The organism is Leifsonia sp. NPDC102414 (assembly GCF_044765685.1).
GTDB lineage: Bacteria > Actinomycetota > Actinomycetes > Actinomycetales > Microbacteriaceae > Leifsonia.
In genome coordinates, this window is sequence record NZ_JBIWKN010000001.1 from 272,620 (window position 1) to 297,466 (window position 24,847).

General features: G+C 69.9%; 24 protein-coding genes. 14 read left to right on the top strand and 10 right to left on the bottom strand.

Features of this window, described 5'->3' with window-relative positions:
- Positions 1-5 precede the first annotated feature (5 nt).
- The 3 genes from trmB to ACIRCZ_RS01265 all read left to right on the top strand — a co-directional run bounded on the left by trmB (position 6) and on the right by ACIRCZ_RS01265 (position 3,739).
- Positions 6-698, top strand: coding sequence for a tRNA (guanosine(46)-N7)-methyltransferase TrmB (gene trmB / locus ACIRCZ_RS01255; protein ID WP_235500392.1), 693 nt, complete (start codon positions 6-8; stop codon positions 696-698).
- A gap of 9 nt (positions 699-707) precedes the next feature.
- Positions 708-2,090: an aldehyde dehydrogenase family protein gene (locus ACIRCZ_RS01260; protein WP_402848777.1), complete on the top strand. Its 1,383-nt coding sequence runs from the start codon at positions 708-710 to the stop codon at positions 2,088-2,090.
- Positions 2,091-2,224: 134 nt separating this feature from the next.
- On the top strand, positions 2,225-3,739 hold the full coding sequence (locus ACIRCZ_RS01265; protein WP_055894335.1) for an aspartate ammonia-lyase: 1,515 nt from the start codon (positions 2,225-2,227) through the stop codon (positions 3,737-3,739).
- A gap of 98 nt (positions 3,740-3,837) precedes the next feature.
- Here ACIRCZ_RS01265 and ACIRCZ_RS01270 read toward each other — a convergent pair whose 3' ends face one another.
- Positions 3,838-4,764 carry an alpha/beta fold hydrolase gene (locus tag ACIRCZ_RS01270; protein ID WP_055892380.1) on the bottom strand — a complete coding sequence of 309 codons (927 nt, stop codon included), beginning with the start codon at positions 4,762-4,764 and terminating at the stop codon, positions 3,838-3,840.
- An 84-nt stretch (positions 4,765-4,848) separates the two neighbouring features.
- On the opposite strand from ACIRCZ_RS01270, the gene ACIRCZ_RS01275 reads away from it, so the two are divergent.
- On the top strand, positions 4,849-5,724 hold the full coding sequence (locus ACIRCZ_RS01275) for a fumarylacetoacetate hydrolase family protein (RefSeq protein WP_402848780.1): 876 nt from the start codon (positions 4,849-4,851) through the stop codon (positions 5,722-5,724).
- Here ACIRCZ_RS01275 and ACIRCZ_RS01280 read toward each other — a convergent pair whose 3' ends face one another.
- Together ACIRCZ_RS01280 and ACIRCZ_RS01285 are read right to left on the bottom strand one after the other, a co-directional pair.
- On the bottom strand, positions 5,725-6,489 hold the full coding sequence (locus ACIRCZ_RS01280) for a glycosyltransferase family 2 protein (RefSeq protein ID WP_055892387.1): 765 nt from the start codon (positions 6,487-6,489) through the stop codon (positions 5,725-5,727). It lies immediately after the preceding gene.
- Positions 6,490-6,536: 47 nt separating this feature from the next.
- Positions 6,537-8,084 carry an AlkA N-terminal domain-containing protein gene (locus ACIRCZ_RS01285; RefSeq protein ID WP_402848785.1) on the bottom strand — a complete coding sequence of 516 codons (1,548 nt, stop codon included), beginning with the start codon at positions 8,082-8,084 and terminating at the stop codon, positions 6,537-6,539.
- A gap of 76 nt (positions 8,085-8,160) precedes the next feature.
- Between ACIRCZ_RS01285 and ACIRCZ_RS01290 the strand changes: the two genes are divergently transcribed.
- The gene (locus ACIRCZ_RS01290) at positions 8,161-9,552 is read left to right on the top strand and encodes an FAD-binding oxidoreductase (protein WP_402848788.1); all 1,392 of its coding nucleotides are present in this window, start codon (positions 8,161-8,163) and stop codon (positions 9,550-9,552) included.
- Positions 9,553-9,591: 39 nt separating this feature from the next.
- Here the strand turns inward: ACIRCZ_RS01290 and ACIRCZ_RS01295 are convergent, their stop codons facing one another.
- The 3 genes from ACIRCZ_RS01295 to ACIRCZ_RS01305 form a co-directional block, all read right to left on the bottom strand.
- Positions 9,592-11,100, bottom strand: a complete 1,509-nt coding sequence (locus ACIRCZ_RS01295; protein ID WP_402848791.1) for a carboxylesterase/lipase family protein — start codon at positions 11,098-11,100, stop codon at positions 9,592-9,594.
- Between the two features lie 17 nt (positions 11,101-11,117).
- Positions 11,118-12,497, bottom strand: coding sequence for an MFS transporter (locus tag ACIRCZ_RS01300; RefSeq protein WP_402848794.1), 1,380 nt, complete (start codon positions 12,495-12,497; stop codon positions 11,118-11,120).
- 188 nt (positions 12,498-12,685) lie between these two features.
- Positions 12,686-13,885 carry an ROK family protein gene (locus tag ACIRCZ_RS01305; RefSeq protein WP_402848797.1) on the bottom strand — a complete coding sequence of 400 codons (1,200 nt, stop codon included), beginning with the start codon at positions 13,883-13,885 and terminating at the stop codon, positions 12,686-12,688.
- A gap of 208 nt (positions 13,886-14,093) precedes the next feature.
- Here ACIRCZ_RS01305 and ACIRCZ_RS01310 point away from each other — a divergent pair, with 208 nt between their 5' ends.
- Positions 14,094-14,468 (top strand): FKBP-type peptidyl-prolyl cis-trans isomerase, encoded by a 375-nt coding sequence (locus ACIRCZ_RS01310; RefSeq protein WP_055892399.1) that lies wholly within the window; start codon positions 14,094-14,096, stop codon positions 14,466-14,468.
- Positions 14,469-14,539: 71 nt separating this feature from the next.
- On the opposite strand, the gene ACIRCZ_RS01315 is transcribed toward ACIRCZ_RS01310, so the two are convergent.
- Positions 14,540-14,977: a carboxymuconolactone decarboxylase family protein gene (locus tag ACIRCZ_RS01315; RefSeq protein WP_055892402.1), complete on the bottom strand. Its 438-nt coding sequence runs from the start codon at positions 14,975-14,977 to the stop codon at positions 14,540-14,542.
- Between the two features lie 80 nt (positions 14,978-15,057).
- Between ACIRCZ_RS01315 and ACIRCZ_RS01320 the strand changes: the two genes are divergently transcribed.
- Positions 15,058-16,500, top strand: coding sequence for a PLP-dependent aminotransferase family protein (locus ACIRCZ_RS01320; protein WP_402848802.1), 1,443 nt, complete (start codon positions 15,058-15,060; stop codon positions 16,498-16,500).
- Positions 16,501-16,525: 25 nt separating this feature from the next.
- On the opposite strand, the gene ACIRCZ_RS01325 is transcribed toward ACIRCZ_RS01320, so the two are convergent.
- Positions 16,526-17,284 (bottom strand): SDR family NAD(P)-dependent oxidoreductase, encoded by a 759-nt coding sequence (locus ACIRCZ_RS01325; protein WP_055892409.1) that lies wholly within the window; start codon positions 17,282-17,284, stop codon positions 16,526-16,528.
- 79 nt (positions 17,285-17,363) lie between these two features.
- Here ACIRCZ_RS01325 and ACIRCZ_RS01330 point away from each other — a divergent pair, with 79 nt between their 5' ends.
- On the top strand, positions 17,364-17,957 hold the full coding sequence (locus tag ACIRCZ_RS01330) for a TetR family transcriptional regulator (RefSeq protein ID WP_402848807.1): 594 nt from the start codon (positions 17,364-17,366) through the stop codon (positions 17,955-17,957).
- 29 nt (positions 17,958-17,986) lie between these two features.
- Here ACIRCZ_RS01330 and ACIRCZ_RS01335 read toward each other — a convergent pair whose 3' ends face one another.
- A complete protein-coding gene (locus ACIRCZ_RS01335) occupies positions 17,987-19,027 on the bottom strand; it encodes an NAD(P)-dependent alcohol dehydrogenase (protein WP_402848810.1) in 1,041 nt (346 codons plus the stop codon).
- A 179-nt stretch (positions 19,028-19,206) separates the two neighbouring features.
- On the opposite strand from ACIRCZ_RS01335, the gene rpsO reads away from it, so the two are divergent.
- Both rpsO and ACIRCZ_RS01345 read left to right on the top strand, forming a co-directional pair.
- Positions 19,207-19,476, top strand: a complete 270-nt coding sequence (gene rpsO / locus ACIRCZ_RS01340; protein WP_055892416.1) for a 30S ribosomal protein S15 — start codon at positions 19,207-19,209, stop codon at positions 19,474-19,476.
- 126 nt (positions 19,477-19,602) lie between these two features.
- Positions 19,603-20,277 carry a lysoplasmalogenase family protein gene (locus ACIRCZ_RS01345; RefSeq protein ID WP_402848813.1) on the top strand — a complete coding sequence of 225 codons (675 nt, stop codon included), beginning with the start codon at positions 19,603-19,605 and terminating at the stop codon, positions 20,275-20,277.
- A gap of 73 nt (positions 20,278-20,350) precedes the next feature.
- Here ACIRCZ_RS01345 and ACIRCZ_RS01350 read toward each other — a convergent pair whose 3' ends face one another.
- Positions 20,351-21,532 carry a low temperature requirement protein A gene (locus ACIRCZ_RS01350; protein ID WP_055892423.1) on the bottom strand — a complete coding sequence of 394 codons (1,182 nt, stop codon included), beginning with the start codon at positions 21,530-21,532 and terminating at the stop codon, positions 20,351-20,353.
- 64 nt (positions 21,533-21,596) lie between these two features.
- On the opposite strand from ACIRCZ_RS01350, the gene ACIRCZ_RS01355 reads away from it, so the two are divergent.
- The 4 genes from ACIRCZ_RS01355 to ACIRCZ_RS01370 all read left to right on the top strand — a co-directional run bounded on the left by ACIRCZ_RS01355 (position 21,597) and on the right by ACIRCZ_RS01370 (position 24,710).
- A complete protein-coding gene (locus tag ACIRCZ_RS01355) occupies positions 21,597-22,067 on the top strand; it encodes a VanZ family protein (protein ID WP_082581277.1) in 471 nt (156 codons plus the stop codon).
- Between the two features lie 11 nt (positions 22,068-22,078).
- Positions 22,079-23,221 (top strand): LLM class flavin-dependent oxidoreductase, encoded by a 1,143-nt coding sequence (locus tag ACIRCZ_RS01360; protein WP_402848819.1) that lies wholly within the window; start codon positions 22,079-22,081, stop codon positions 23,219-23,221.
- Positions 23,221-23,850: an FMN reductase gene (locus tag ACIRCZ_RS01365; protein ID WP_055892430.1), complete on the top strand. Its 630-nt coding sequence runs from the start codon at positions 23,221-23,223 to the stop codon at positions 23,848-23,850. Before ACIRCZ_RS01360 ends, ACIRCZ_RS01365 begins: the two co-directional genes overlap by 1 nt.
- Positions 23,851-23,918: 68 nt before the next feature.
- Positions 23,919-24,710, top strand: coding sequence for a fructosamine kinase family protein (locus ACIRCZ_RS01370; RefSeq protein ID WP_402848823.1), 792 nt, complete (start codon positions 23,919-23,921; stop codon positions 24,708-24,710).
- Positions 24,711-24,847 lie beyond the last annotated feature (137 nt).

A 24,847-nucleotide genomic window follows, 5' to 3' on the forward strand; every position in this document is an offset into this window, starting at 1 on the left:
GGGACGTGGAAGAGCAGAAGCAGGTCGGACGGCAGCGCAGTTTCGTGACCAGGGGACGGAAGACCGAGGCGCAGACCAGGGCGATCGACGAGCTCTGGCCGGTCTACGGCGTCGACTTCGACAGCGCGCCCATCGATCTGGATGCGGTGTTCGGCCGCACAGCGCCGCGCGCGGTGGAGATCGGCTTCGGCAACGGGGAGAACCTGCTCACCCTGGCGGAGCGGCACCCGGACACCGACTTCCTCGGCGTCGAGGTGCACGGGGCGGGCGTCGGCCGTGTGCTGGGCGAACTGCGTACCCGCGGTCTCGAGAACATCCGGCTGGTGCGGCACGACGCCGTCGAGGTGTTCGAGCACGGCCTCGCTGAGCACAGCGTCGACGAGGTCATGATCTATTTCCCCGACCCGTGGCCGAAGGCCCGTCACCACGGCCGCCGCATCGTGCAGCCGGACGTCGCGACGCTGATCGTGCGCGCCCTCGCGCCCACCGGCGTGCTCCGGCTCGCCACCGACTGGGAGCCGTACGCCGAGCACATGGTGCAGGTGCTGGATGCGGAACCCGGCCTGGTCAACGTCGCAGGAGACGCCCGCTTCGTGCCCCGCCCGGACGACCGTCCCGTCACGAAGTTCGAGCGCAGGGGCGAGGGCCTCGGACACGCGATCTTCGACCTGGAGTACCGGCCTGCCGCGCATCCGTAGGATGGCCGCATGACACCTGCGCAGACCGCCGCCGACCTCCGTGTCGCGTTCGACCGCGGCATGACCAAACCGCTGTCCTGGCGACTCGCCCAGCTGAAGGCCATGCGCAGGATGCTCACCGAGCGGTCGGCGGAGTTCGAGGACGCCCTGCTGGCCGACCTCGGCAAGAACCCGACGGAGTCGCAGATCGCCGAGCTGGGCTTCGTGGTCGGCGAGATCGACCACATGGTCAGGCACCTGCGGCGCTGGCTGCGGCCGAAGCGGGTGAGCGTGCCCGGCGCGCTGCTGCCCGCCGGCGCATCCATCGTCCGGGAGCCCGTCGGGCTGGTGCTCGTCATCGCGCCGTGGAACTACCCCGTGCAGCTGCTGCTCGCGCCGGCGGTGGGCGCCATCGCAGCGGGCAACGCCGTCGTGCTCAAGCCGAGCGAGCTGGCGCCCGCGACGTCCGCGGCGATGGCGAGGCTGATCCCGGAGTACCTCGACCGGCGCGCTGTCGCTGTCGTGGAGGGCGGCGTGCCGGAGACCACAGAGCTGCTCGCCCAGCGCTGGGACCACATCTTCTACACCGGCAACGGCCGCGTCGGACGCATCGTCGCTGCGGCAGCTGTCGAGAACCTGACCCCTGTCACGCTCGAGCTCGGCGGAAAGTCGCCCGTCTACGTGGACGACACGGTCGACCTGGCCGCTGCTGCTGCGCGCATCGCGTGGGGCAAGTTCATGAATGCGGGCCAGACCTGCGTCGCGCCTGACTACGTGCTGGCGACGCCCGCCGTCGCCGCCCGGCTGGCGACGGCGCTGGCCGCGGCCGTGACGACGCTCTACGGCGACGACCCGGCGGCCAGCCCCGACTACGGCCGCATCGTCGACGACCGCCAGTTCCAGCGTCTCGCCGCCCTGCTGGATGCCGGCACCACCGTCACGGGCGGAACGCGCGACGCGGCATCCCGCTACCTGGCGCCCACCGTCATCGTCGACGTGCCCCGTGACGCACCGGTGATGCGGGAGGAGATCTTCGGCCCCATCCTGCCGATCGTCGCGGTGGACGGGCCGGACGACGCCATCCGGTACATCGCATCCGGTGACAAGCCGCTCGCCCTCTATGTGTTCAGCGAGAGCGCGAAGATCCGCCGCCGCTTCCTCACCGAGACGAGCTCCGGCGCGGTGGGCTTCGGCGTTCCTGCTGCGCACCTCGCGGTGGCGGGGCTGCCGTTCGGCGGGGTCGGGGAGAGCGGCATGGGCGCGTACCACGGCGAGCGGTCGCTGCAGACGTTCAGCCACGAGAAGGCCGTGCTGACCAAGTCGCTGAAGCCGGACACCCTGCGGCTGATCTACCCGCCGTTCACCGAGGCGAAGGACAAATTCGCCCGGGGGCTGCTCCGCAAGCTCGGCTGAACCGTTTCGCCCGTAACCTCCGTGGATGCACGCGGTAGGCTCGTATGGTCGGTGGCCACGAACAACCGACATGAACAATGCCACCCGCACAACGACAGGCAACGGAGCCAACCGTGAATTCCCCCACAGCAATGATGGACGAGCCGAAAACCCACCCGATTCCCGTGATCGACGCTTCCCAGAACGTCTCAGATGTCCCGACCCCGACCGCGGACGGCGGCCCCGTCCGCACCGAATCGGACTCGCTCGGCACCAGAGAGATCCCTGCGGACGCGTACTGGGGCGTCCACACCTCTCGGGCGCTGGAGAACTTCCAGATCGCCAAGCGACCCATCTCCGTCTACCCCGATCTCATCGTCGCCCTGGCCAGCGTGAAGCAGGCCGCAGCGCGCGCGAACCTGGAGATCGGCGTGCTGGACAAGCACAAGGCCGCGCTGATCGACAAGGCCTGCCAGCTCATCATCGACGGCCAGTACCACGACCAGTTCGTGGTCGGCGTGATGCAGGGCGGCGCAGGAACGTCGACGAACATGAACGCCAACGAGGTCATCGCGAACGTCGCGCTCGAACTCGACGGCCACGCCAAGGGCGAGTACCAGTACATCAGCCCGATCGACGACGTCAACCGCAGCCAGAGCACGAACGACACGTACCCGACGGCCATCAAGATCGCCCTCACCTTCGCGCTCGGCCACCTGCTCGACGAACTCGCCAAGCTCCGCGACTCCTTCGCAGACAAGGGCAAGGAGTTCCGCCACGTCCTCAAGGTCGGCCGCACGCAGTTGCAGGATGCGGTGCCGATGACCCTCGGCCAGGAGTTCCACGGCTTCGCCACGACGCTCACCGAGGACCACGCCCGTCTCACGGAGACCAAGTGGCTGCTGGCCGAGATCAACCTCGGCGCGACAGCGATCGGCACCGGCATCACCGCGGACCCCGGGTACGCCGCCGCGGCCGTCCGCCACCTCAACGTGATCACCGGGCTCAATCTGGAGACCGCCCCCGACCTCATCGAGTCGACCTCGGACGCCGGAGCGTTCATGTCGTTCTCCGGCTCGCTCAAGCGCAGCGCCATCAAGCTGTCGAAGATCTGCAACGACCTGCGCCTGCTCTCCAGCGGCCCGCAGGCCGGTCTCGGCGAGATCAACCTCCCGCCGCGCCAGGCCGGTTCCAGCATCATGCCCGGCAAGGTCAACCCTGTCATTCCCGAGGTCGTCAACCAGGTCGCCTTCTCGGTGGCCGGCGCCGACGTGACCGTGACGATGGCCGCAGAGGGCGGTCAGCTCCAGCTCAACGCATTCGAGCCTGTCATCGCGCACTCGCTGCTGCAGTCGATCACCTGGATGACCCAGGCGTTCCACACCCTCCGCGTCAACTGCGTCGACGGCATCACCGCCAACGAGGAGCGCCTGGGCGCGATGGTCGGCTCGTCCGTCGGCGTCATCACGGCGCTCATGCCGCACATCGGATACGCGGCGGCCGCTGCGCTCGCCAAGACGGCGCTGCTGACCGGCGGCAATGTCGCCGACCTGGTGGTCGAGGCGAAGTTGATGAGCCGCGAGGACGTCACCAGGCTGCTCTCGCCCGCCCGGTTGAGCGGACTCGAGGCGATCACCACGGCCATCCCGATCATCGAGACAGAGGCGTAACGCAGGACGAACGCGGCGACACGCCGCCGGGGTCTCCGTTCGGACGGAGATACCGGCGGATGTCGCCGCGTTCTCCTGTTCTGCGGGCGCTCGCGACGTCAGTCGCGGCGGGCGTCCTCGGCCCGCTCCGCGCGGTGGAAGAGGGCGACCATGTCGCGGGCGAGCTGGTGCGGTGCGGTCTCGCACGGGCTGTGGCCGGTGCTGTAGACGGCGAGCGTCGCGCCGAGCGCCTGCGCGTTGGCGGCGTGCAGGTGGGTCGGCCACAGGTCGTGGTTGCCTGTCGCCACCAGCAACGGGATGCGCAGGGCGGCGACCCTGCCCCGCACATCCGGAACCCGCTTCATCAGCCCGACGATGTCGTCGACACTGGAGCGCCTGGTGAGCGAGAACCGGGAGCGCACGAACGCGAGCCTGGACGGCGGCACCTTGTTCTTGTTGGTGACGATTCCCCAGATCATCAGCCCAGCGCCCTGGCGGCCGTTCAGGAACCAGCTCAGCCAGCCGATCACGCGCACGCCACGGAACGCCTGCCCTGGCTCCGGCGGCGTGGTCAGCAGCGTGAGGCTGCGGAACAGGTGCGGATGCTCGACCAGCGCGAGCTGCGCCAGCACACCGGCGAACGAGTAGCCGAGCACGTGCGCAGGAGGACCGGACTGCAGGAACGCCACGATGTCGGTGACGAGCAGTTCGTAGGTGTAGTGGCCTCCCGGCACCGGACCGGCGTCTGCGGACTCGTACTGGCCGGCGATGTCGAAGCTCTCGACGTGGTATCCGGCAGCGACGAGGATCGGCGCGAGCAGGTAGAAGTCCTCCTTCGACCCCGTCACGCCGGGGATGAGGACGACGCGCGGGTCTGCCGGGTCGCCGAGCGAGACGACGGAGAGCTCTCCACTGGGGGCGGCGAACCGCGAGAAGACGGCGCCGACCGGCGCGACGGACCAGTCGATGTCGGGAAGCCCGGCATCGAGTCGCGCAGCGTCGTCGTCACCTCCGGCGACCCCTGGCCGCCTCTCACCGATGGACACCCTTCCACGCTAGCCGACACGCCGGACGTTTCGTGCCAAGCGCGCGTTTTCGTGACGCAGCTGCCCGCCCGATAGCCTGGGTGGGTGAGATTCTCGCACCTCAGCTCGACCACAGATCCAACGCCGCGTCTCGCGGCCGTCATCGGCGACGGCGCCCTCTTCCTGGAGGAGGTGATGGATGAGGCCCCTCGCGATCTGCAGGACCTCATCGAGCGGGGCGACGGCGCCCTCTCCCACGTCACGGCGGTCGTGAACAACGCCATCGCCCAGCACACGAGTCTCACGCCGGTCAGAGAGCTTCGTCACGCCTCGGCGGTGCTGCGCCCACCCTCGGTGATCGCGATCGGCGCGAACTACGCCGCGCACGCCTCCGAACTGGCGCTGCGCAGCGAGAAGGCGGCCACCATCTTCTCGCTCTGGCCCAACTCGCTCGCCGGTCACGGCGGCACGACGATGTGGCCAGGTGACCTGACGACCCAGGTCGACTACGAGGCGGAGCTCGGCGTCATCATCGGCAAGCCGGCCAAGGATGTGTCTGTGCAGGATGCGCTCGACTACGTCTGGGGCTACACGGTCGTCAACGACATCACGGCGCGCGACCTCCAGTTCTCCGAGGCGCAGTGGTCGCGCTGCAAGTCGTTCGACGGCTTCACCCCGAACGGACCCGTCGTGGTGACCGCCGACGAGATCCGCGACCCGCAGGACCTGTGGCTGACGACGAACGTCGACGGCACGATCCTGCAGGACGCGTCCACGGCCGACATGGTGCGGTCCGTCGCGGAGATCGTCTCCTACCTGTCGCGGTCTGCGACCATCCCGCCCGGCACCCTCATCTCCACGGGCAGCCCCGGCGGTGCAGGGTACTCGCGCACGCCGCCGGTGTTCCTCAAGGACCACTCGACGGTGACCGTCTCGATCGGCGGGATCGGCTACCTCACCACATACTGCCGCGTCACCTGATCAGGCGATGGCGCCTGGCGCCTCGTCGGCGTGCTCGTCCTCCCAGCGGCGGCGGGCGGCTCGGCGACGCCACGGCGACTCCTCCGGCAGGTGCATCCTGAGCGTGTTGTACGCCCAGCCGAGGCGGCGTCCGAAGCCGCGCCAGGTGCTGAACGGCCGGGCGGAGATGCCGACGGTGAGCCGCTCGTCGTAGCGCACGAGCTGGTCGGGGTCCAGGTGGATGGCGAGGTCGAGGTCGTCGTGGATCTCGCGCATCCCGCGGTGGACGCGGCCGCGCACGCGCTCCCAGACCTCGCGGCGCATGGCGAAGTTGGAGCCGAAGATCGGCGGGTGGCCGAGCCAGATCTCCATCGACCAGAAGTAGCCGCCGATGTAGAGCGTCTGCCCGAGGCCCGCGATGAACGTGTTGCCGTCGTAGAAGATGCCCGGACCGGTCAGCACGCCGATCTCCGGTGCGTCCACGAACTCGGCCTCGATGTGCAGCAGCCAGTCGACAGGAGGACGGGAGTCGGCGTCGAGCCGCGCGATGATGTCGGAGGTCGCCGCGTCGTACCCGGTGGATGCGGCCGGCCAGATCCCGCGCTGCGACTGCCCGATCACGCGTGCGCCCCTGGCCGCGGCGACCTGAGCGGTGTCGTCCGTGCTGCCGTTGTCGACGACGATGATCTCGTCGGCCTGCCTCAGCTGGGCCGCCAGATCGTCGAGGCAGCGCGCGAGCATCTCCGAGTCGTTCAGTGCTGGGATCACGACGGCGATGGTCGGCACGTGCGAGATCCCCTCCTCCTGCGAATGCGTGTAAGTCGCTGGAAAGCCTACGCCTGGGAGGACCTCCAGAGGTGCATTCCGGCGTAGCTGCGCCACGGAGCCCAGCGCGAGCCGTACGACGCGAGGGCGCGCGCCTCGTCCGGCAGGCCGAGTCTCGCCGCACCCTGGCGGATGGCGAGGTCGCTGGTGAGCAGGATGTCCGGGCTGCCGAGCACGCGCATCGCGATGTAGCCGGCCGTCCACGGCCCGATGCCAGGGAGAGCGGTGAGCCTGGACTCCAGCTCCTCGCGCGACTCGCCGACGTCGATGACGAGCTCGCCTGACGCGATGGCTGCTGCGGTGTCGACGATGGTGTCGATGCGCTTCGCAGGCCCGCGCAGCACCTCCCTGCCGTGCTCGGCGATGTCGGCGGCGGTGGGGAAGAGGCGGGTGAAACCGCCGAGGTCGATCGGCCGCCCGAGAGCGTCGGTGAGCCTGGTGAGCGCTGTGCGCGCCGCGGGGACGGAGATCTGCTGGCCGATCAGGGCGCGGAAGACGATCTCCTCCGCGTCCACGGCACCTGGCACGCGGCGTCCTGGCGCTGCGGCGACGCTCGCGGCGAGGGCCGGGTCGGCGGAGAGGGCGTCGTCGATGGCGGCGGCGTCCGCATCCAGGTCGAGCAGCCGGCGGACGCGGGCCACGAGCGGTGCGAGGTCCGCGACATCGGCCAGGGTGGCGTCGCACTCGACGAACGGGGCGGTCGCCGTGCCTCCCACGGCGAGCCGCACGACGGCGGGGCCGTGGGGGAGGGAGAGCGCGCGGGCGTATCCGTCGGCGCCTCCGGTCTCGACGCCCGCGATCGACCTGGCGCCGAGGAAGCCGAGGACGGCCGCTCCGTCGAACGGTGCGCGGGCAGGGAGCCGCAGGCTCATGGTCGCGGCGCCAGGGGCGGTGTCCGTGCCGGCGTGGTGGTCGGCGTGCCCGTCTGCGTGTCCGGCGGCGGGTCCGCCCGGCCTGGATGCCGTCCTGCTCTTCGCCGACGCGCGGATCGCGCCGGGGGTGGTGCGGTAGATGTCGGCCATCGTCTCGTTGAACTGGCGAACGCTGGTGAACCCGGCCGCGAACGCCACATCCGTGATCGACAGGTCGGTTCCTGCGAGCAGCAGCCTGGCAGTCTGCGCCCTGTGCGCCCTGGCGAGGGCGAGCGGGCCGGCTCCCAGCTCGGACGCGAGTACCCGCCCGAGGTGACGGGGCGTGTATCCGAGGCGCTTGGCCAGACCCGGCACGCCGTCGCGCTCCACGGTGCCGTCGGCGATGAGGCGCATGGCGCGGGCGGCGAGATCGTCGCGGGTGTTCCACTCCGGCGAGCCTGGCACGGCGTCCGGCAGGCAGCGCTTGCACGCGCGCAGTCCTGCCTCGTGCGCGGCCGCCGCGGTGAGGTAGAAGGTGACGTTGCCCGGTTTCGGAGCGACGGCGGGGCAGCTCGGGCGGCAGTAGATGCCGGTGGAGTGCACGCCGGTGATGAACTGGCCGTCGAACCGCGCGTCTCTGGCGCTCATCGCACGGTAGCGCTCGGCGAAGACGGGGTCGGCGAGCTTGTCTGTTTCGCGGTTCATGCCTCCAGCCTCGCACCAGCCACCGACGTTCGGTAGCGGAAAACGGACATTACCCGCGATCAATATGCTGAACCGCATGGATGTTCTGGAGTGGTTGTCCGCAGCGCTCGGCGAAGAGGCGGTCGCGGCCGGCGTGCTGAGCACCGATCGGGATGCGCTCGACGCGGCCCGCACGGACCGCTCCGGCTGGATCGCGGACGGCCGCCCGCTCGCCGTCGTCAACGCCACAGCCGTCGAGCACGTGCAGGCGACCATGCGGGCGGCGAGCGAGTTCCGCATTCCCGTCGTGCCGCGCGGCGCGGGGACGGGGCTCGCGGGCGGCGCCAACGGCACGGAGGGTTCCATCGTCCTCAGCGTCGCCGGCATGAACCGCATCCTGGAGATCTCCGGCGACGACGAGCTGGCCGTGATCGAGCCAGGGGTGATCAACGCCGACCTGAACGACGCCCTCGAACCGTACGGTCTCTTCTTCGCGCCGGACCCGGCGAGCAAGGCCATCTCGACGGTCGGCGGCAACATCGCCACCAACGCGGGCGGTCTGCTCTGCGCCAAGTACGGCGTCACCCGCGAGGCCGTGCTCGCCCTCGACGTCGTGCTGGCGGACGGCCGCCTCGTGAAGCTGGGGCACCGCACCGTGAAGGGCGTGACGGGGTACGACCTCACCGCGCTCTTCGTCGGCTCTGAGGGGACGCTCGGCGTGATCGTCGGAGCGACCGTGCGCGCCCTGCCGATCCCGGCGGGGCAGCCGACGACCATCGGCGCGATCTTCCCCGATGTGCGTGCGGCGGCCGCCGCGGCGGCCATGGTCACCGCCTCCCGCCTCCGCCCAGCGGTGATGGAACTGCTCGACGCCGCGTCGCTCGAGCGCATCTCCTCGTATCTCGGCGAGGACACCATCCGCCAGGCGTTCGGGGTCACAGGAGGCGGAAGCTACCTGCTGGTGCAGTTCGACGGCCCGAGCGCGCAGGCGGACGCCGACGCAGCGGCTGTCCTCGTCCGCGAGGCAGGCGGCGCCGTGCGCGTCTCCGCGGACGCTGACGAGGGCGAGCGGCTACTCGCGATCCGCCGCGCCTTCCATCCGGCGCTCGCCGCGACGGGGGAGGTGCTCATCGAAGACGTCTCTGTTCCGCGATCCAGGATGCCCGAGATGTTCGCCGCCATCGAGCGCATCTCCGAGAAGCACGGCGTCGCCATCCCGACCGTTGCGCACGCCGGCGACGGCAACCTGCACCCGAACTTCGTGTACTCCGGCGCCGAAGTGCCTCCCGTGGTGTGGGAGGCGGCCAACGAGCTGTTCCGCACGGCGATGGAGCTGGGGGGAACGCTCACCGGCGAGCACGGTGTCGGCGTCCTGAAACGCCGCTGGCTCGCCGATGAGCTCGGCCCGGACTCCTACGACCTGCAGGTCAAGCTCAAGTCGGTCTTCGACCCGCTCGGCATCCTGAACCCTGGCAAGGTCTTCGGCTGACCCGTCCGCCGGACAGCAGGTGGCCGCAGCGGATGCGCGTCAGCGCACCGCCGCGGGCAGCAGCACCTCCACGTCCGCGTACGCGTGCTCTGCCGTGCGAGACGGCACGTCGAACACCCGCGCCGCCTCAGAAGACGTGTCGAACGGCGTCCAGCCAGGGTCTCCGTCGACGATGAACGACACCGCTGCGCCGTGCACGTCGTCGGCGAGCGACTGCGGAGGGTTCGCCCCTGCGATGTATTCGACCCGTTCGGCCGCCAGGCAGTCGAAGAAGAACGGCATGTCCAGGCAGTGGCACGCGCCTCCGATGGTCGGGGACGGCCAGGCGAACCGGTAGAGCCAGGTGGGTGCGCCCGTCTCCGCCCGCTCTGCGGCGAGCGTCAGCGCCGTCGTGCGGAACATCCGGTCGGTGATGTACTGGCCGAGGATGTCTGCCGTGTCGCGACCGGCGTTGGCGTCGACGTAGGCCACGACGGTCTCCTCGGCGAGGCCGAATCTGCCGAGGACGGCGGCGGCGGGCACGGCGGCCAGCGCATCCCGCTGCGCCGTCAGCGCCATGTTGAACTCGTTGTCCGTGGCACCGAGCACGAGTTCCTTGTCGGCGCCGACGCCGGAGCGGATGGCGTCTGCGACGCTCTGCGGCAGCAGTTCCCCGTCAACGACAGGGCCCCAGACAAGGCCGCCGGAGGCGAGCTGGACGAGACCGGCGAGCGGATCCTCCTCTGTGCCTGGCTCGGGCGCTGGAGACGCGAGCTGCGCCTGCAGGCCGAGGACAGTCGCCTCGTCGAGCGAGGAGAGCCCCGCCCTGGTGGGCGGCACGCCGCCGAGCTCGGCCAGCCGTCGGCCGTACGTCTCCGCTTCGGCGACGGGCAGATCGCTGGTGGCGCCGGAGATGCTGATGGCACGCTGGAACAGCCCGGAGGCCCGGGGGACGGCGAGCAGGGTGAGCACGGCGCCGCCGCCTGCCGATTGGCCGGCGATCGTCACCAGCGCCGGATCGCCGCCGAACGCCGCGATGTTGTCGCGCACCCACTCCAGTGCGAGCAACCAGTCCAGGATGCCGCGGTTCTGCGGGGCGTCCTCGATCCAGCCGAACCCGTCGAAGCCGAGCCGGTACGAGACGGACACGGTGACCACTCCGTCTCTGTTGAAGGCGGCGCCGTCGTACCAGGGGCTCGCCGGGGAACCGGCGATGAATCCGCCGCCGTGGATGTAGACGAGGACGGGCAGCCGCGCATCCCGGTCGCCTGGCGCGGGTGTGAAGACGTTCACGTTGAGCGTGGAGTCGCCGGGGTACGACGGCTCGGGGATCAGGGTGATCTCCGAGAGCGCGGCGCGCTGCGGCGTGGCGCCGTACGCGGTCGCGTCTCGCACGCCGTCCCACGGCGCGTGCGCGACGGGAGCCGCGAAGCGGAGGTCGCCGATCGGTGCCTCGGCGAACGGGATGCCGAGGAAGGCGGCAGAGCCGTCGCGCCAGAGCCCGCGGACGCGCCCTGCTGTCGTGTCGGCCTCTGGGGCGGTCGGCTGGGTGGTCTGTGTTGTCGACATGGGGGTCGTGTCCTTTCTCAGCGGACGCTCTTGATGGGGATGAGCACGAGAGCCGCGAGCGCGACGGCCACCATGCCGAAGATGAACAGGGCTGGATAGCCGCCCGCGGCGCCGATCAGGACGGCGGCGATGGTGGGGCTGAGCGCCTGCGGGATGTTCGTCGCGATGTTCAGGATGCCGAGATCCTTCGCGGCCGCGGTGCCGCCGCCGGGAAGAACCTCGGTCATCAGCGCGGTGTCGCACGCCATGTACAGGCCGAAGCCGAAGCCGTTGACGGCGCTCATCACGAGCATCCCTGTCACGTTCGGCGCGATCAGCGGGATGCTGAGACCGACGACCATGAGCGCGCTGGCGGCGTAGATGAACACCTTGCGCCTGCCCAGCTTGTCGCTCAGCCAGCCGGCGAGGGAGATGGAGACGACGGTGGTCACCAGCGACGCCAGGCTGAGCAGCCCGATCGTCGAGTTGGCCTGCCCGATGGACATCCCGATGTAGTCGGTGAGGATGAAGAGCTGGTATCCGAACGTCACGAAGTAGCCGAGGATGAACAGGAAGCGCGCCGCGAACGCCCAGGCGAAGTCCGGATTGGTGCGCGGGTTGATCCAGAACCCCGACAGGAACTGCTTCGAGCTGAAGGGCGGATGCACGGCGTCCTTGCTCGAGAAGTCCCTGTTGAGCAGCACGAACGCGAGGGTGAGGACGAGAACCGCCGCCCCGAACACGGTGTAGCCGACGCCCACGTTCGCGGCGAGCTGCCCGGCGACGAGCACGCCGATCGTGCCGCCCGCCATCGTGCCGACGCCGACCATCGCGGAGGCGACACCGCGGCGGCTGCGCGGGAAGCGGTCGGGCGTGATCGCGCTGAGCGGCCCCTGCAGAGCGTTGAGGGCCACCTGGATGATGACCCAGAACACGGTGATCCAGACGATCGAGCTGAGCGATCCCAGCCCGGCGAGGAAGACGGCTCCGACCGCGGCGCCGATGATCATCCACGGAGCGCGCCGGCCGAGGCGGGACCGCGTCCGGTCGCTGAACGCGCCGACGATGGGCTGGGCGAACAGTGTGAAGACGAACGACACGGTGGTCACAATGGCGAGGTTGCCGACCTTGTTCGCCGGGTCGATGTCCTGCACCTGGTTGGGGAGGAGCACGGCGATCAGGCCGGAGTATGTCGCGAACAGCACGAGCGAGGTGACGGCGAGCGACGGCAGCAGGCGGCGGGTGGCGCTCGGCGACGAGGCGGTGGATGTGCGGGATGTGGGGGAGGTCGCGGTGGGGAAGGCGGCGGGGGTCGGCGCTGCTGTCGCGGCTGCTGCTGTCGCGGCTGCTGCTGCGGCGGATTGGGAGGGCTCTGGCGGTTCGACGACGGGATCGAACGCGGGGTTCTGAGTAGGCACAACACTCCTCTTCGTTGAGTCGGTGCGGCTGGGGAAGCCGGACGGCGCGAAAACCATGCGTCGCTCGGTAATGAGTATGGCGAAGACGGTTAGTTAATTCAAGGGTCGAATTATCGCGATTCGACTGCGATAGGGAGGGGCGGCAACGGAGGGGGCGAGGCGGCTCGCCTGCGGCTCTCCTGTCGGCCTCAGCGTGCGGCGAGGCGCAGGGGGTCGGCGATGGCCGCATCCCTGGCCTGGTGCAGTGCGCCGAGCAGCGCGGCGTCCGCACCGAGGCGGCCGGCGACGATCGGGGGTGTGGGGGCGAGCGCCCCGTCGACGCCGAGCCGCAGTCGCGGCGTCGTCGCCTCCGCGATCTGCTGCGACAGGTCGGCCCAGTAGCCGCCCAGCACGATCACGGACGGGTCGAGCGTCATCCGGAGGATCGCGATCGTCCTGGCGATCCACACCGAGGCGGAGGCGAACGCTGCGGTCGCAGCTGGCTCTCCAGCGCGCACGCGCTCGACGAACGCGGCGAGGGCGGCGGTGAGGCCGTCGCGGTCGCGGACGTCCGCCATTCCTGCGGCTGCGAGCACCACGTCTGGACCGGCGACGTTCACGAGGCACCCGCGCTGCCCGCAGGCGCAGGGGAGGCCGTCGTGGTCGACGGGGAGATGTCCGACGGCCCCGGCCAGCGCGTGCGCTCCCTGGACGAACGCGCCGTCCGCGAGGTATGCGCCGCCGATTCCACTGTTGCTCTTGAGGTAGAGCACGAAACGCTCGCCAGGCAGCAACTGCGCCTCGGCGAGCGCGGCGGGCTCGTCGGAGCTGAGGAGCGCGTCGGCGGGCAGGCGCGGCTCGCGTGTGCGGAGCATCCCGAGCACATCCACCTGTCCCCAGCCGAGGTCCGTGTCGGCCAGGACGATGCGCGGCTCCCCGCCGACCGGCGCGAGCACGACGACCGTGAGCCCGACCGGAGCGCGGCCGAGGCTGTCCAGCTCATCCAGCCCTGCGCCGATGACGTGTGCGGCGACATCGATGACCGCATCGGGGTCGCCCATCGGCCGACCGTGATGCTCTGCGACGCGCACCAGCTCCTCTCCGGCGAGGTCGTGGGCGAGGAAGATGGCCTGGTCGGCGTCGAGCTGCACAGCGGCGAACGCGAACCCGTCCGCCGCGAGCGTCAGCATCGTCCGGGGGCGGCCGGTGCCAGAGGCGACCACCGAGGACTCGCGCACCAGCCCGGCGTCGCTCAGAACATCGACCAGCGCGGTGACGGTGCCGCGGGATAGCCCGACCGCCGCCGCCAGTTCGCTGCGCGAGCTCGGTCCGTCGACCAGCCGGCGCATCAGCAGCCCCAGGTTGTGGATGCGGACATCGGCGCTGTCCAGGCCGGCGGGAGAACTCATAGCGTCAGAATCTCACACCGAGCCCGGCTGTTAAAGACTCGACGCCCGGTGGTGCGGCGATGCCTGCGACTCTCCCGGGCGACGAGTTGATCTTGTGATCTACCTACAGCGTGCTCCGCATCCCGGGCGAGCGCAAGAGCGGATTTCGGACATGCGCTCTCAGAGAACGGACTTTGACGCGGGGCTGCCCAGCCAGTTGGATGGACGCATGGCAGAAAACACCAACCAGAAGCCCGAAGTCGACGCCCCCGACGGCCCGGCTCCCGAGGCGCTCGAAATCGTCGACATCGTCGAGGGCACCGGCCCGGAGGCGACAGCAGGCTCCAAGGTGGACGTGCACTACCTCGGCGTCGAGTACGAGACCGGCGAGGAGTTCGACTCCTCCTGGAGCCGCGGGCAGTCCATCAACTTCCCGCTCAACAACCTCATCAAGGGCTGGCAGGACGGCATCCCCGGCATGAAGGTCGGCGGCCGTCGCAAGCTCACCGTCCCGCCCGCGCAGGCGTACGGCCCGGCAGGCGGAGGGCACCCGCTCTCCGGCAAGACGCTCATCTTCGTGATCGACCTGCTCGGCGTCTCCTAAACCAGCGCACGATTCATCCAGAAGGTGCGGTGCGGCTCGTCCGCACCGCACCTTCTGCGTGTGGGCTCCGGTCAGAGCGCCGGCGGGTGCATGAGGGTCGGGATGGCGATGCGGTTCCAGACGTTGATGGTCGCGATGGCGAGCAGCAGGTTCGCCAGCGCTTCCGCGCCGAACTCGGCGAGCGCCCTGGCGTAGAGGTCGTCGGAGACGCCGCCCTGGATGAGCGTGACCTCCTCTGTCAGCTCGAGCGCGACCCGTTCCCGCTCGCTGAACCACTCCGATTCGCGCCAGGTGATGACCGAGAACACCTTGCGCAGGGGATAGCCGCCCGCCTGCAGGTCGACGGAGTGCATGTCGACGCAGAACGTGCATCCGTTGATCTGGGATGCGCGGAGCTTGATGAGGTCGCCGAGAGGTTCCTCGACGTGCTGGCCGACGTAGCCGTCGAGGTTGATGACCTTGCGGTAGCCGTCGGGGACGACGGAGGAGATGTCGATTCGTTCTGTCATGTGCCCAGCCTAAAAACGTCAATGGCCGCGTGTAAGCTCCAATCCAGCACATTCCGATCAGGCCAATCTCGGGGGTTCTCGTGGACGTCCACGTGCAGATCGGCGGCAGGGGAGACCGCGCCGACCGCATCTACCGGCAGTTGCGCGACGCCGTGCTCGACGGGCGGCTCCGGCACGGCGAGCGCCTCCCGGCCACGAGAGAGCTCGCTGAGCGGCTGTCCGTCTCGCGCACGACCGTCGCGACGGCGTACGAGCGCCTCACCGCGGAGGGCTACCTCAGCGCGCGGGTGGGCTCTGGAACGTTTGTATCTGCGCCGACCGCCGAGCCGACCGGGTCCGCCGCGCGCGGGGAGAGAACGGCAGCGCGTCCCGTCGAGCGGTGGGCGAACATCCAAGACCCGCTGTGGTCGGAGCCGTTGCCGATCGCGTACGACTTCAGCGTCGGCACCCCAGACCCCGCGCTGTTCCCCGCCGAGTCGTGGCGCCGGTTCGTCGCCGCCGAGCTGCGCGGCGGCATCCTGCGCTCCGGCCACTACCGCGACCCGTCGGGGCTGCAGCGGCTGCGGGATGCCCTCGCCAGGCACCTCGGGGTTGCACGCTCGGTGGATGCGCTGGCCGACGACATCCTGATCACGAGCGGGGCGCAGCAGGCGTTCGACCTGATCGGCCGGGTGCTGCTCGAACCCGGCGACGCGGTCGCGGTCGAAGACCCTGGCTATCCACCGGTGCGCCAGCTGTTCGAGACGATGGGGGCGCAGGTCGTGCCGGTGCCCGTCGACGGCGACGGCATCCGGGTGGATGCGCTGCCCCCGGCCGCGAAACTCGTGTACGTGACGCCGTCGCACCAGTTCCCGCTCGGCGGCGTGCTCTCGTTCGAACGCCGCACGAGGTTGCTGGCCTGGGCGAGCGAGCACGACGCCGTGATCGTCGAGGACGACTACGACAGCGAGTATCGATACGCTGACCGCCCGCTCGACCCGCTTCAGCGCCTCGACACCGAGGGGAGGGTGGTCTACGTCGGCACCTTCTCCAAGACGATGCTGCCGGCGCTCCGGCTCGGCTTCCTGGTGGCGCCGCCGTCGCTGCTGCCCGCGCTGCGCAGCGCGAAGCGCCTCACCGACTGGCACAACGACCACGTGACCCAGGCGGCGATGGCGCGTTTCATCGACTCCGGCGGCTTCGCCAGGCACGTCCGTCAGGCCACGAAACACTACGGGATGCGGCAGCGCCAGATCCTGGAGCAGGCGGAGGCGCAGCTCGGCGGGACGCTGCGTGCCGTGCCATCGGTGGCCGGCCTGCACGTCTGCCTGCTGCCGGTGGACGGCGCGGCGTTCGACTCCGACCGTGCAGCAGCAGAGGCTGCCGCATCCGGTGTCTCCGTGCAGTCGATCGCGCGCTTCGGCATCGGCGCAGCACCGGTCTCCGGCCTGATGCTGGGCTTCGGCGCGATCGCGCCGGACGACGTGCCGGACGGCCTGCGCGTGCTCGCGCGCGCCGTGGCGCGGGCGAGCACGCGCGGCTGACGCGGCGCTCAGGCGGTGGACCGGCTCAGATCGCCGACCAGCCGCCGTCCGACGCGAGGACGACGCCGCTGACGTTGGCGGAGTCGTCGCTGAGCAGCCAGGTGATGGATGCGGCGAGCTGCTCCGGCTGCGCGACCGGCGGCACCATGGTCTGCATCAGCGGGCCGAGGCGCTGGCCGGCCCACTCCGAGCGGAACGGCGCCTCGATGTTGGTGGCGACCGGGCCGGGCGCGACCGCGTTGGTGCGGATGCCCTTCGGCGTGTAGAAGACCGAGGTGGACTTGGTGTACCCGACGACGGCGTGCTTCGACGTGGTGTACGCGACGCCGGCCGCCGAGCCGCGGAGGCCGGCCTCGGAGCTGACGTTGACGATCGAGCCGGAGCCCGCCTCCAGCATCACAGGGAGCACGGCGCGGGTGAGTCGCATGATCGCGGTGATGTTGATGTTCAGGACGCGGTCCCAGGTGGCGTCGTCGATCTCGGCGGCGGGCTGGAAGCCGTCCATGATCCCCGCGACGTTGGCGAGCGCATCCACGCGTCCGCCTGCGGCGGCGAGGATTTCCGCGATGGTCTCCTCGCTGGAGACGTCGCCCGCGACGGTCACCAGGTCGAGGTCGGGGTGCTCGGCGGTGAGCGCCTCCAGACGATCGGGGGCGATGTCGCTGGCGATGACGCGGCCGCCCTCCGAAGCGATGCGGAGCGCCGTCGCCCTCCCGATGCCGGAGCCGGCGCCCGTGACGATGGCGGTTTTGCCTGCGAAGCGAGCGGAATCGTTTGTGCTCATTCCAGAATCTCCTGTGTCGTGTGTGGCGCTCGAGGTGGGCGTCGATGTATTTATAGCACTCGGTGCCATAATGGGAGATGTGAATTCGCCAGCAGCCGAATCGGGCCCCCGCCGCCGCGGTCGCCCGGTCGACGTCGACCCGGACGAGGTCGCCCTGCTCGCCCTCCGTCACTTCGCCGAGCACGGCTACGAGGCCACCACGATGGACGACATCGCGCGCATCGCGGGGATCGGCAGGCGCACGCTGTTCCGCTACTTCCCGAGCAAGCCGGCGCTGGTCTGGGGCGGCATGGAGCCGGTCGTCGAGCGCACCAGGGCAGAATTGGATGCGGCCACGCCCGACGAACCGACCGCCTCCGTGCTGCGCCGCGCCATCGCCCGCTCGCTCGACATGCCGCCCGACCGCATCGAGGCGACCAGGCGGCGCCTGCTGCTGATCGGCTCCGACGACTCCCTGATCGCGTTCGGCCTCGGCAGGCTCGCGCTCAACAGGGACGTGCTCGCGGCCTTCATCGCCCGCCGCACGGCGTCGGAGCCCAGCGGCCTGCACGCGAGCGTGCTCGCCGACGCGCTCTCAGCCGCGTCGTTCTCCGCCCTCCTCTGGTGGGCGGCCAACAGCGACCAGGAGCCCGCTTCCGTCGTCGCCGAGGCGCTGGCCGCCATCGGCGGCTGACCCCAGGCGACGCGCTCGGGTTCTGTCGCTCAGCCGTTCGGCAGAATCACCGCCCTGCCGCGGATCTTCCCCTCGTGCAGCCGCTCGTACGCCTTCGGCGCCTCGTCCAGGGAGTACGTCTCGATCTCCACCTCGATGGACCCAGCGCGGGCCAGGTCGAGCACTTCGATCAGCTCAGCGCGGGAACCCCAGTACGGGGTGCGGACGGCGACGTCGTATGCGATGCGTCCGAATCCGACCGCCAGCGCTCCTCCGCCGATGCCGACGATCGTCACGTCGCCCTCTGTCGCCGCCATCGCTCCGGCGAGCTCGACGGTCGGCTGGACGCCGACGAAGTCGAAGACCGCGTTCGCACCGCGTCCGTCGGTGAGCTCTCGGACCCTCGCCACCGCATCCTGGTTGGACAGCAGCGCGTGGTGGGCGCCGACCGCCATCGCCAGGTCGAGCTTCTCCTGGTTGACGTCCAGGGCGATCACGGTCGCCCCGGAGATCGCGCGGAGGATCTGGATGCCGACGTGGCCGAGCCCGCCGGTGCCGATCACGACGGCCGTCGTGCCCGCGCCGAGCTTCGGCAGCGAGTTCTTGATCGCGTGGTACGGCGTCAGCCCGGCGTCGGTGAGCGACACGTTCGCCACGGGGTCGAGGCCGTCGAGCGGAACCAGGTGGCGCTCGCTGTCGACCACCAGGTACTCGGCCATCGAGCCAGGGGAACCGAGCCCCGGAGGGCGGATGCTTTCCGCCTGCGCGTTGAGGCAGTAGTTCTCCTTGCCCTGGGCGCACATCAGGCAGCGGCCGCAGCCCCACGGACCGTAGACCGCGACCGCATCGCCCTTCTTCACGCCGGTGACCCCGTCGCCGACAGCCTCGACGACGCCGGCGCCCTCGTGGCCGAGGGTGAGCGGGATGCCGTAGACGTACTGGTCGGCCGGCAGGCCCATGATGAACTCGTCGGAGTGGCAGACTCCGGCGGCGGTGACCTTCAGCAGCACCTGGCCTGGGCCGATCTGCGGGTCGGGGATCTCGACGACCTCTGGGCGGGAACCGATCTCACGATATTGGAGTGCCTTCATATGCCGCACGTTACTCCGGGCGGGTGTCCTCAGGACAGGCCGTCGGTCCCGTTCGCGCGCGGGGCGCATCCCCGCTGGTCTGGTAAGCTTTCCAGGTTGCCGTCTAACGGCCGCGGATAAAGAGAGCCCAGGCATTCGGCCATCGGGCACCGCGCAACGAGAGAAAGGGGATCACCTCTATGGCACTTGATGCAGACGTCAAGAAGGCGATCATCGAAGAGTACGCGACCCACCCCGGTGACACCGGATCCCCCGAGGTTCAGGTTGCAATCCTGACCAAGCGGATCAAGGACCTCACCGAGCACCTCAAGGAGCACAAGCACGACCACCACTCGCGTCGTGGCCTGCTCCTCCTGGTCGGTCAGCGTCGCCGCCTGCTCGGCTACCTGTCGGACATCGACATCGCCCGTTACCGCTCGCTGATCGAGCGTCTCGGCCTCCGTCGATAACGCAGGAGTCGCGCGCGTAGCAGCTCATCGCTGAAACCGCGAGCTTCTTACGAACGGGCCGTCACCCTCCGGGGTGGCGGCCCGTTTCGTCGTTCCTGGGCGAGTCGCGGCCGCTAGAGTCGTCGCGTGGCCTCTCGGTTCGTGCCGTACATCGTCGTCAGCGTCGTCCATCTCGTCTGTGTGCTCGCGGGCGCGGCGACACTCGTCGCCGTCACGAAGCCGCTGCTGATGCCCGTGCTGCTGGTGTGCCTGCTCTGGGCGCTTCCCGTCCGGCGCGGCGAGGTGGCACTCCTCGGGTCGCTCGCAGTGCTGTTCGGCTGGCTGGGCGACGTCTCGCTGATGGATGCCGGCCCCGGTTTCGTGATCGGCCTCGGCTTCTTCCTGCTCGGGCACCTCGCATACGTCGTGCTGTTCTGGCGGCGGATGCGGTTCCGCCGTCCGCGCTGGTGGAGCGTCCTCTACCTGGCCTGGTTCGCGGCCCTGCTCGCTGTGCTCGCCCCGCACGCGGGCGCCCTGTTGGCGCCCCTCGCGGCGTACGGGCTCGCCCTCGTGGCGCTCGGCGCATCCGGGAGCGCGTGCAACCGCTGGATTTCGGTGGGGGCTGCCTGCTTCGTCGTCTCGGACAGCCTGCTCGGCCTCGACCGGTTCCTCCCGGGGTTCGCGCTGTGGCAGATCGACTTCCTCATCATGCTCAGCTATCTGGCCGCGCAGGGACTGATCTGTGTCGGCATCGTGCGCACGGCGCGCTCGCGGCTGCCTGCCGCATCCGCTGTCGCGTCGGCCGCACGCCTCGTGCCGTAAGCGCGGTCGCGGAGGCGGTGACCGCACGTTTCGCACGAGTCGTGCGGCGAAGGCGGCGAAGGCGGGGAAGCGGCTAGGCGGTGCGCGCGACGACCGCGCGGTCGACGAGGGTCGCGGCGACGAGCGCCGACGCGACGACGGCGACGCCGATCACCACACCGAGCAGGCCGATCAGCGGCGACGCCAGCGGCAGCGCGAGCAGCAGCACCACGGCGATGCCGGTCTTCAACGGCCGCACCACCACCTCGTCCACCAGCGGCTTGTGCAGCACGTACAGCAGCAGCAGGAACACCGCGACCGGCACCGCGACCGCGTACTCCACCACCGCGTCCGACACCGCAGCGCCTCCCTCCGAGCCGCGCTGCACCGCCACCTCCAGGCCGGCACCGAGCGCTGCGAGCGAGGCGAACACCAGATAGTGCCCGTAGCCCCAGTAGAACGATCGGCCGCGCCGCGTGCTCAGCCCTTCCGCCGCCGGCTCCAGGAAGTACAGCCACCACAGCGCGAACAGCAGCACCAGTCCGGCCGAGGCGATCACCACCAGTGTGACGGAGACGCCGTTGGCCTCCAGCGCGTGCTGCACTCCGATCGCCGACGCCGACACCGACTCGCCGAGCACGATGATCGTGAACAGCCCGTAGCGCTCGGCGATGTGGTGCGGGTGCCACGAGGTCTTTCCCGTCCGCTCCGCCCAGATCGGCACGGAGAGGTCGAGCGCCGCCGCGATCAGGAAGGTCCATACTCCGGTCTCCGGCGGCAGGAACAGCCTGGACACCCACAGCACCTGCACCGCAGCCACGCCGGCTGCGTAGCGGAACGCCGTCGCCCTGCCCTGCGGATGCTCGATCCCGGCCCTGATCCACTGGCTCACCAGCCCGACGCGCATGATCAGGTAGCCGATCGTGATGGCCGTGAAGTCGCCGCCGCCGAACGCGCTCGGCACACCGGCAGCGAGCACGAGGACGCCGCCCATCTGCACGAGCGTCGTGATCCGGTACGGCACATCGTCGGTGTCGTACGCGGAGGCGAACCAGGTGAAGTTCATCCACGCCCACCAGATCGCGAAGAACACCATCAGATACGGCCCGATGTCACTGGAGAGATGCCCGCCCAGCGTCGCCTCCGCGAGCTGGGCTGCGACCTGGGCGATGGCGACCACGAACGTCAGGTCGAAGAGCAGTTCGAGCGGACTCGAGACGCGGTGGGGCTCGTTCGTGGCGCGGCCGGTCATCGGAATGCGGAAGGCGCTGGTCATGCACTCATTCTGGCGCGGAGGCCCCTGGTGTGCGCCGCCCGTCGGCGTGCGCCAGCATAGGGGTATGCTCCGCCGCCATCCCGTCCTCATCGTCGTCACGGTGGTGTATCTGCTCGCCGTCGCCTGGATCACCATGTCGCCGCAGCCGCAGGACTCTGCGCAGAACCATTTCATCCGCGACGTCATCGCCCAGATCGGCCGCTTCCCTCCCACCTCGTGGGTCACGTACAGCGGCGTCGAGTTCACCGCGAACATCGCGATGTTCGTACCGATGGGCGTGCTGTTCACGCTGCTGCTCGGGATGCGCAGGTGGTGGATCGCCCTCATCATCGGTTTCGCGGCGACCTGCACGATCGAGTTCGTCCAGCTCTTCCTGCCGACCAGGTACAGCGACGTGCACGACATCGTCGCGAACACCGCAGGGACGGTGATCGGCGTCGGGATCGTCGCGCTCGCCGTCTGGCAGAGACGGCGCGGGAATAGGAAGGCCATCCCCTCCGTTGATGACGATATCCATGCAAACGCATTGAAATAGGAGCAGCGGAAATGCAGTTCGGAATCTTCAGTGTCGGCGACATCACCACCGACCCCACCACCGGTCAGACGCCGACCGACGCCTCGCGTCTGCAGGACGTCCTCACGATCGCCCAGCACGCGGAAGAGGTCGGCCTCGACGTCTTCGCGATGGGTGAGCACCACAACCCGCCGTTCTTCCCGTCGAGCCCTGTCGCCATCAACAGCTACCTCGCCGCCAAGACCAGCCGCATCATCCTGTCGACCGCCACGACGCTGATCACCACCAACGACCCTGTGCGCATCGCCGAGGAGTACGCGATGCTGCAGCACCTGTCCGGCGGCAGGATGGACCTCACGCTCGGCCGAGGCAACACCGGCCCCGTGTACCCGTGGTTCGGCGAGGACATCCGCCAGGGCATCCCGCTCGCACTCGAGAAGTACGCGCTGCTGCGCCGGCTGTGGACAGAGGACTTCGTGGACTGGGATGGCAAGTTCCGCACCCCGCTCCAGGGCTTCCAGTCCACCCCGCGTCCGCTCGACGACGTGCCCCCGTTCGTCTGGCACGGCAGCATCCGCAGCCCGGAGATCGCCGAGCAGGCCGCGTACTACGGCGACGGCTTCTTCGCGAACCACATCTTCTGGCCGGCATCGCACACCCAGCAGATGGTGGCGCTCTACCGCCAGCGCTTCGAGCACTACGGTCACGGCACGCCCGACCAGGCGATCGTCGGCCTCGGCGGTCAGGTCTTCATGCGCAAGAACTCGCAGGATGCGGTGGCCGAGTTCCGTCCGTACTTCGACAACGCGCCGGTGTACGGCCACGGCCCGACTCTGGAGGAGTTCACCTCGCAGACGCCGCTGACCGTCGGCAGCCCGCAGGAGGTCATCGACCGCACGCTCGGCTTCCGCGACTACGTCGGCGACTACCAGCGCCAGCTCTGGCTGCTCGACCACGCCGGTCTCCCGCTGAAGACCGTCCTGGAGCAGCTCGACATCCTCGGTGGCGAGGTCGTGCCCGTGCTCCGCACGGAGTTCGCGAAGGACCGCCCTGCGCACGTGCCGGACGGCCCCACCCACGCCGCGATGGTCGCAGACCGCGACGCCGCTGAGCTCGTCGCCGACGCGGACGCGGCAGCCGCCGACGGCGCATCCACTGTTTCGGGGGTGAAGTGATGACCACCCGTAAGCTCGCCGTCGTCTCCGCCGGCCTCAGCCAGCCGTCGTCGTCCCGGCTCCTGGCCGACCGGCTCGCGGAGGCGACGGTGCGCAGGCTCGAAGAGCAGGGCATCGAGGTCGAGGTGACCACGATCGAGCTGCGCGATGTTGCGAAGGACGTGACCAACAACCTGCTCGCCGGATTCCCCAGCCCCGCCCTCGCCGACGTCATCGAGACGGTGACGGGAGCGGACGGCCTGATCGCGGTGACGCCGATCTTCACCACGAGCTACAGCGGGATGTTCAAGTCGTTCTTCGACATCCTCGACCCGACCGCGTTGGACGGGATGCCCGTGCTGATCGGCGCGACAGGCGGCACCGACCGCCACTCGCTCGCACTCGACTACGCCATGCGTCCGATGTTCACCTACCTGCACAGCGTGGTCGTGCCGACCTCCGTCTATGCGGCGTCGGCGGACTGGGGGAGCGGGGCGGACACCGTGAAGGCTCTTCCGGATCGCATCGAGCGCGCGGCGGGGGAGCTCGCGGCGCTGGTCAGCGCCTCGGACCGGTCGGCGCAGCTGAAGGACCCGTTCGCACTCGACGGCGACTTCGCCTCCATGATCGGCGGGTTCCAGGGCGACTGAGCCGCCGCAGGTTCGCGGGTCGCGACCGGGTCCCGATCCCCGTCGCGACCCGCGAGTATGTTCGGGGGATGAGCCCCGAGACCGTCGAGAAGTCCAGACCGGATGCGCCTGAGCAGTTCTTCGAGGCAGAGGCGGCAGGGCTGCGCTGGCTGGGCGACGCGACAGCATCCGGAGGCGCACGAGTGGTTGCCGTCGTGGAGGTCGCCCCCGGCCGGATCGTGCTGGAGCGCGTCGGCGGCGGCCGCCCGTCCGGGGATGCTGCCCGCGCGTTCGGCGCGGCGCTCGCGGTGACGCACGCGGCGGGCGCAGCGGCGTTCGGCGCGCCACCGGACGGCTGGGACGGCCCGCTCTACATCGGCAAGCGTCCACTGCCCTCCGCGGAGGAGGCGTCGTGGGGACGGTTCTATGCCCGCGACCGCATCCAGCCGTACCTCGACAGCGCGGTGGACGCTGGAGGGGTCGCGGCATCGCAGCTCCCGGTGATCAGTGCGGCCGTCGACCGGATCTCCTCCGGCGAGCTAGACGACGGGGAGCCGCCTGCGCGCATCCACGGCGATCTGTGGAACGGCAACCTGCTGTGGGATGCGCGCGGCGGCATCCTCATCGACCCGGCCGCCCACGGGGGTCACCGCGAGACCGACCTCGCGATGCTCGCCCTCTTCGGCGCCCCGCACCTGGACGAGATCACCGCGGGCTACGCCGCCGCCGCCCCGCTGCGCGCCGGCTGGCGGGACCGCATCCCGCTGCACCAGCTGCATCCATTGGCGGTGCACGCGGCGTCGTACGGGCCGTCCTACGGCGACGCCCTCGCGGACGCCGCGCGCGCCACACTCGCGCTTCCCGCCGGATTGACGGGCTGACCTGCTAGGATTCTTGCGGTTGGCTGTATGCCGACCGCAACTCAATACTGAGTACCAAACGGAGCAGGCTGGCAGGAGCTGGTCCTCGGTGGTGGTATCCGGATGCACGCATCGCGCAACCGTGTATTTCTACTGAT

Excerpts from the sequence above, each read along its gene's own strand:
- ACIRCZ_RS01295 (WP_402848791.1), bottom strand. The coding sequence starts at position 11,100 with ATGTCGACAACACAGACCACCCAGCCGACCGCCCCAGAGGCCGACACG.
- ACIRCZ_RS01265 (WP_055894335.1), top strand. The coding sequence starts at position 2,225 with ATGGACGAGCCGAAAACCCACCCGATTCCCGTGATCGACGCTTCCCAG.
- ACIRCZ_RS01315 (WP_055892402.1), bottom strand. The coding sequence starts at position 14,977 with ATGACAGAACGAATCGACATCTCCTCCGTCGTCCCCGACGGCTACCGC.
- ACIRCZ_RS01310 (WP_055892399.1), top strand. The coding sequence starts at position 14,094 with ATGGCAGAAAACACCAACCAGAAGCCCGAAGTCGACGCCCCCGACGGC.
- ACIRCZ_RS01285 (WP_402848785.1), bottom strand. The coding sequence starts at position 8,084 with ATGAACCGCGAAACAGACAAGCTCGCCGACCCCGTCTTCGCCGAGCGC.
- ACIRCZ_RS01290 (WP_402848788.1), top strand. The coding sequence starts at position 8,161 with ATGGATGTTCTGGAGTGGTTGTCCGCAGCGCTCGGCGAAGAGGCGGTC.
- ACIRCZ_RS01360 (WP_402848819.1), top strand. The coding sequence starts at position 22,079 with ATGCAGTTCGGAATCTTCAGTGTCGGCGACATCACCACCGACCCCACC.
- ACIRCZ_RS01355 (WP_082581277.1), top strand. The coding sequence starts at position 21,597 with ATGCTCCGCCGCCATCCCGTCCTCATCGTCGTCACGGTGGTGTATCTG.
- ACIRCZ_RS01305 (WP_402848797.1), bottom strand. The coding sequence starts at position 13,885 with ATGAGTTCTCCCGCCGGCCTGGACAGCGCCGATGTCCGCATCCACAAC.
- ACIRCZ_RS01350 (WP_055892423.1), bottom strand. The coding sequence starts at position 21,532 with ATGACCAGCGCCTTCCGCATTCCGATGACCGGCCGCGCCACGAACGAG.
- ACIRCZ_RS01260 (WP_402848777.1), top strand. The coding sequence starts at position 708 with ATGACACCTGCGCAGACCGCCGCCGACCTCCGTGTCGCGTTCGACCGC.
- ACIRCZ_RS01370 (WP_402848823.1), top strand. The coding sequence starts at position 23,919 with ATGAGCCCCGAGACCGTCGAGAAGTCCAGACCGGATGCGCCTGAGCAG.
- ACIRCZ_RS01325 (WP_055892409.1), bottom strand. The coding sequence starts at position 17,284 with ATGAGCACAAACGATTCCGCTCGCTTCGCAGGCAAAACCGCCATCGTC.
- ACIRCZ_RS01335 (WP_402848810.1), bottom strand. The coding sequence starts at position 19,027 with ATGAAGGCACTCCAATATCGTGAGATCGGTTCCCGCCCAGAGGTCGTC.
- rpsO (WP_055892416.1), top strand. The coding sequence starts at position 19,207 with ATGGCACTTGATGCAGACGTCAAGAAGGCGATCATCGAAGAGTACGCG.
- ACIRCZ_RS01365 (WP_055892430.1), top strand. The coding sequence starts at position 23,221 with ATGACCACCCGTAAGCTCGCCGTCGTCTCCGCCGGCCTCAGCCAGCCG.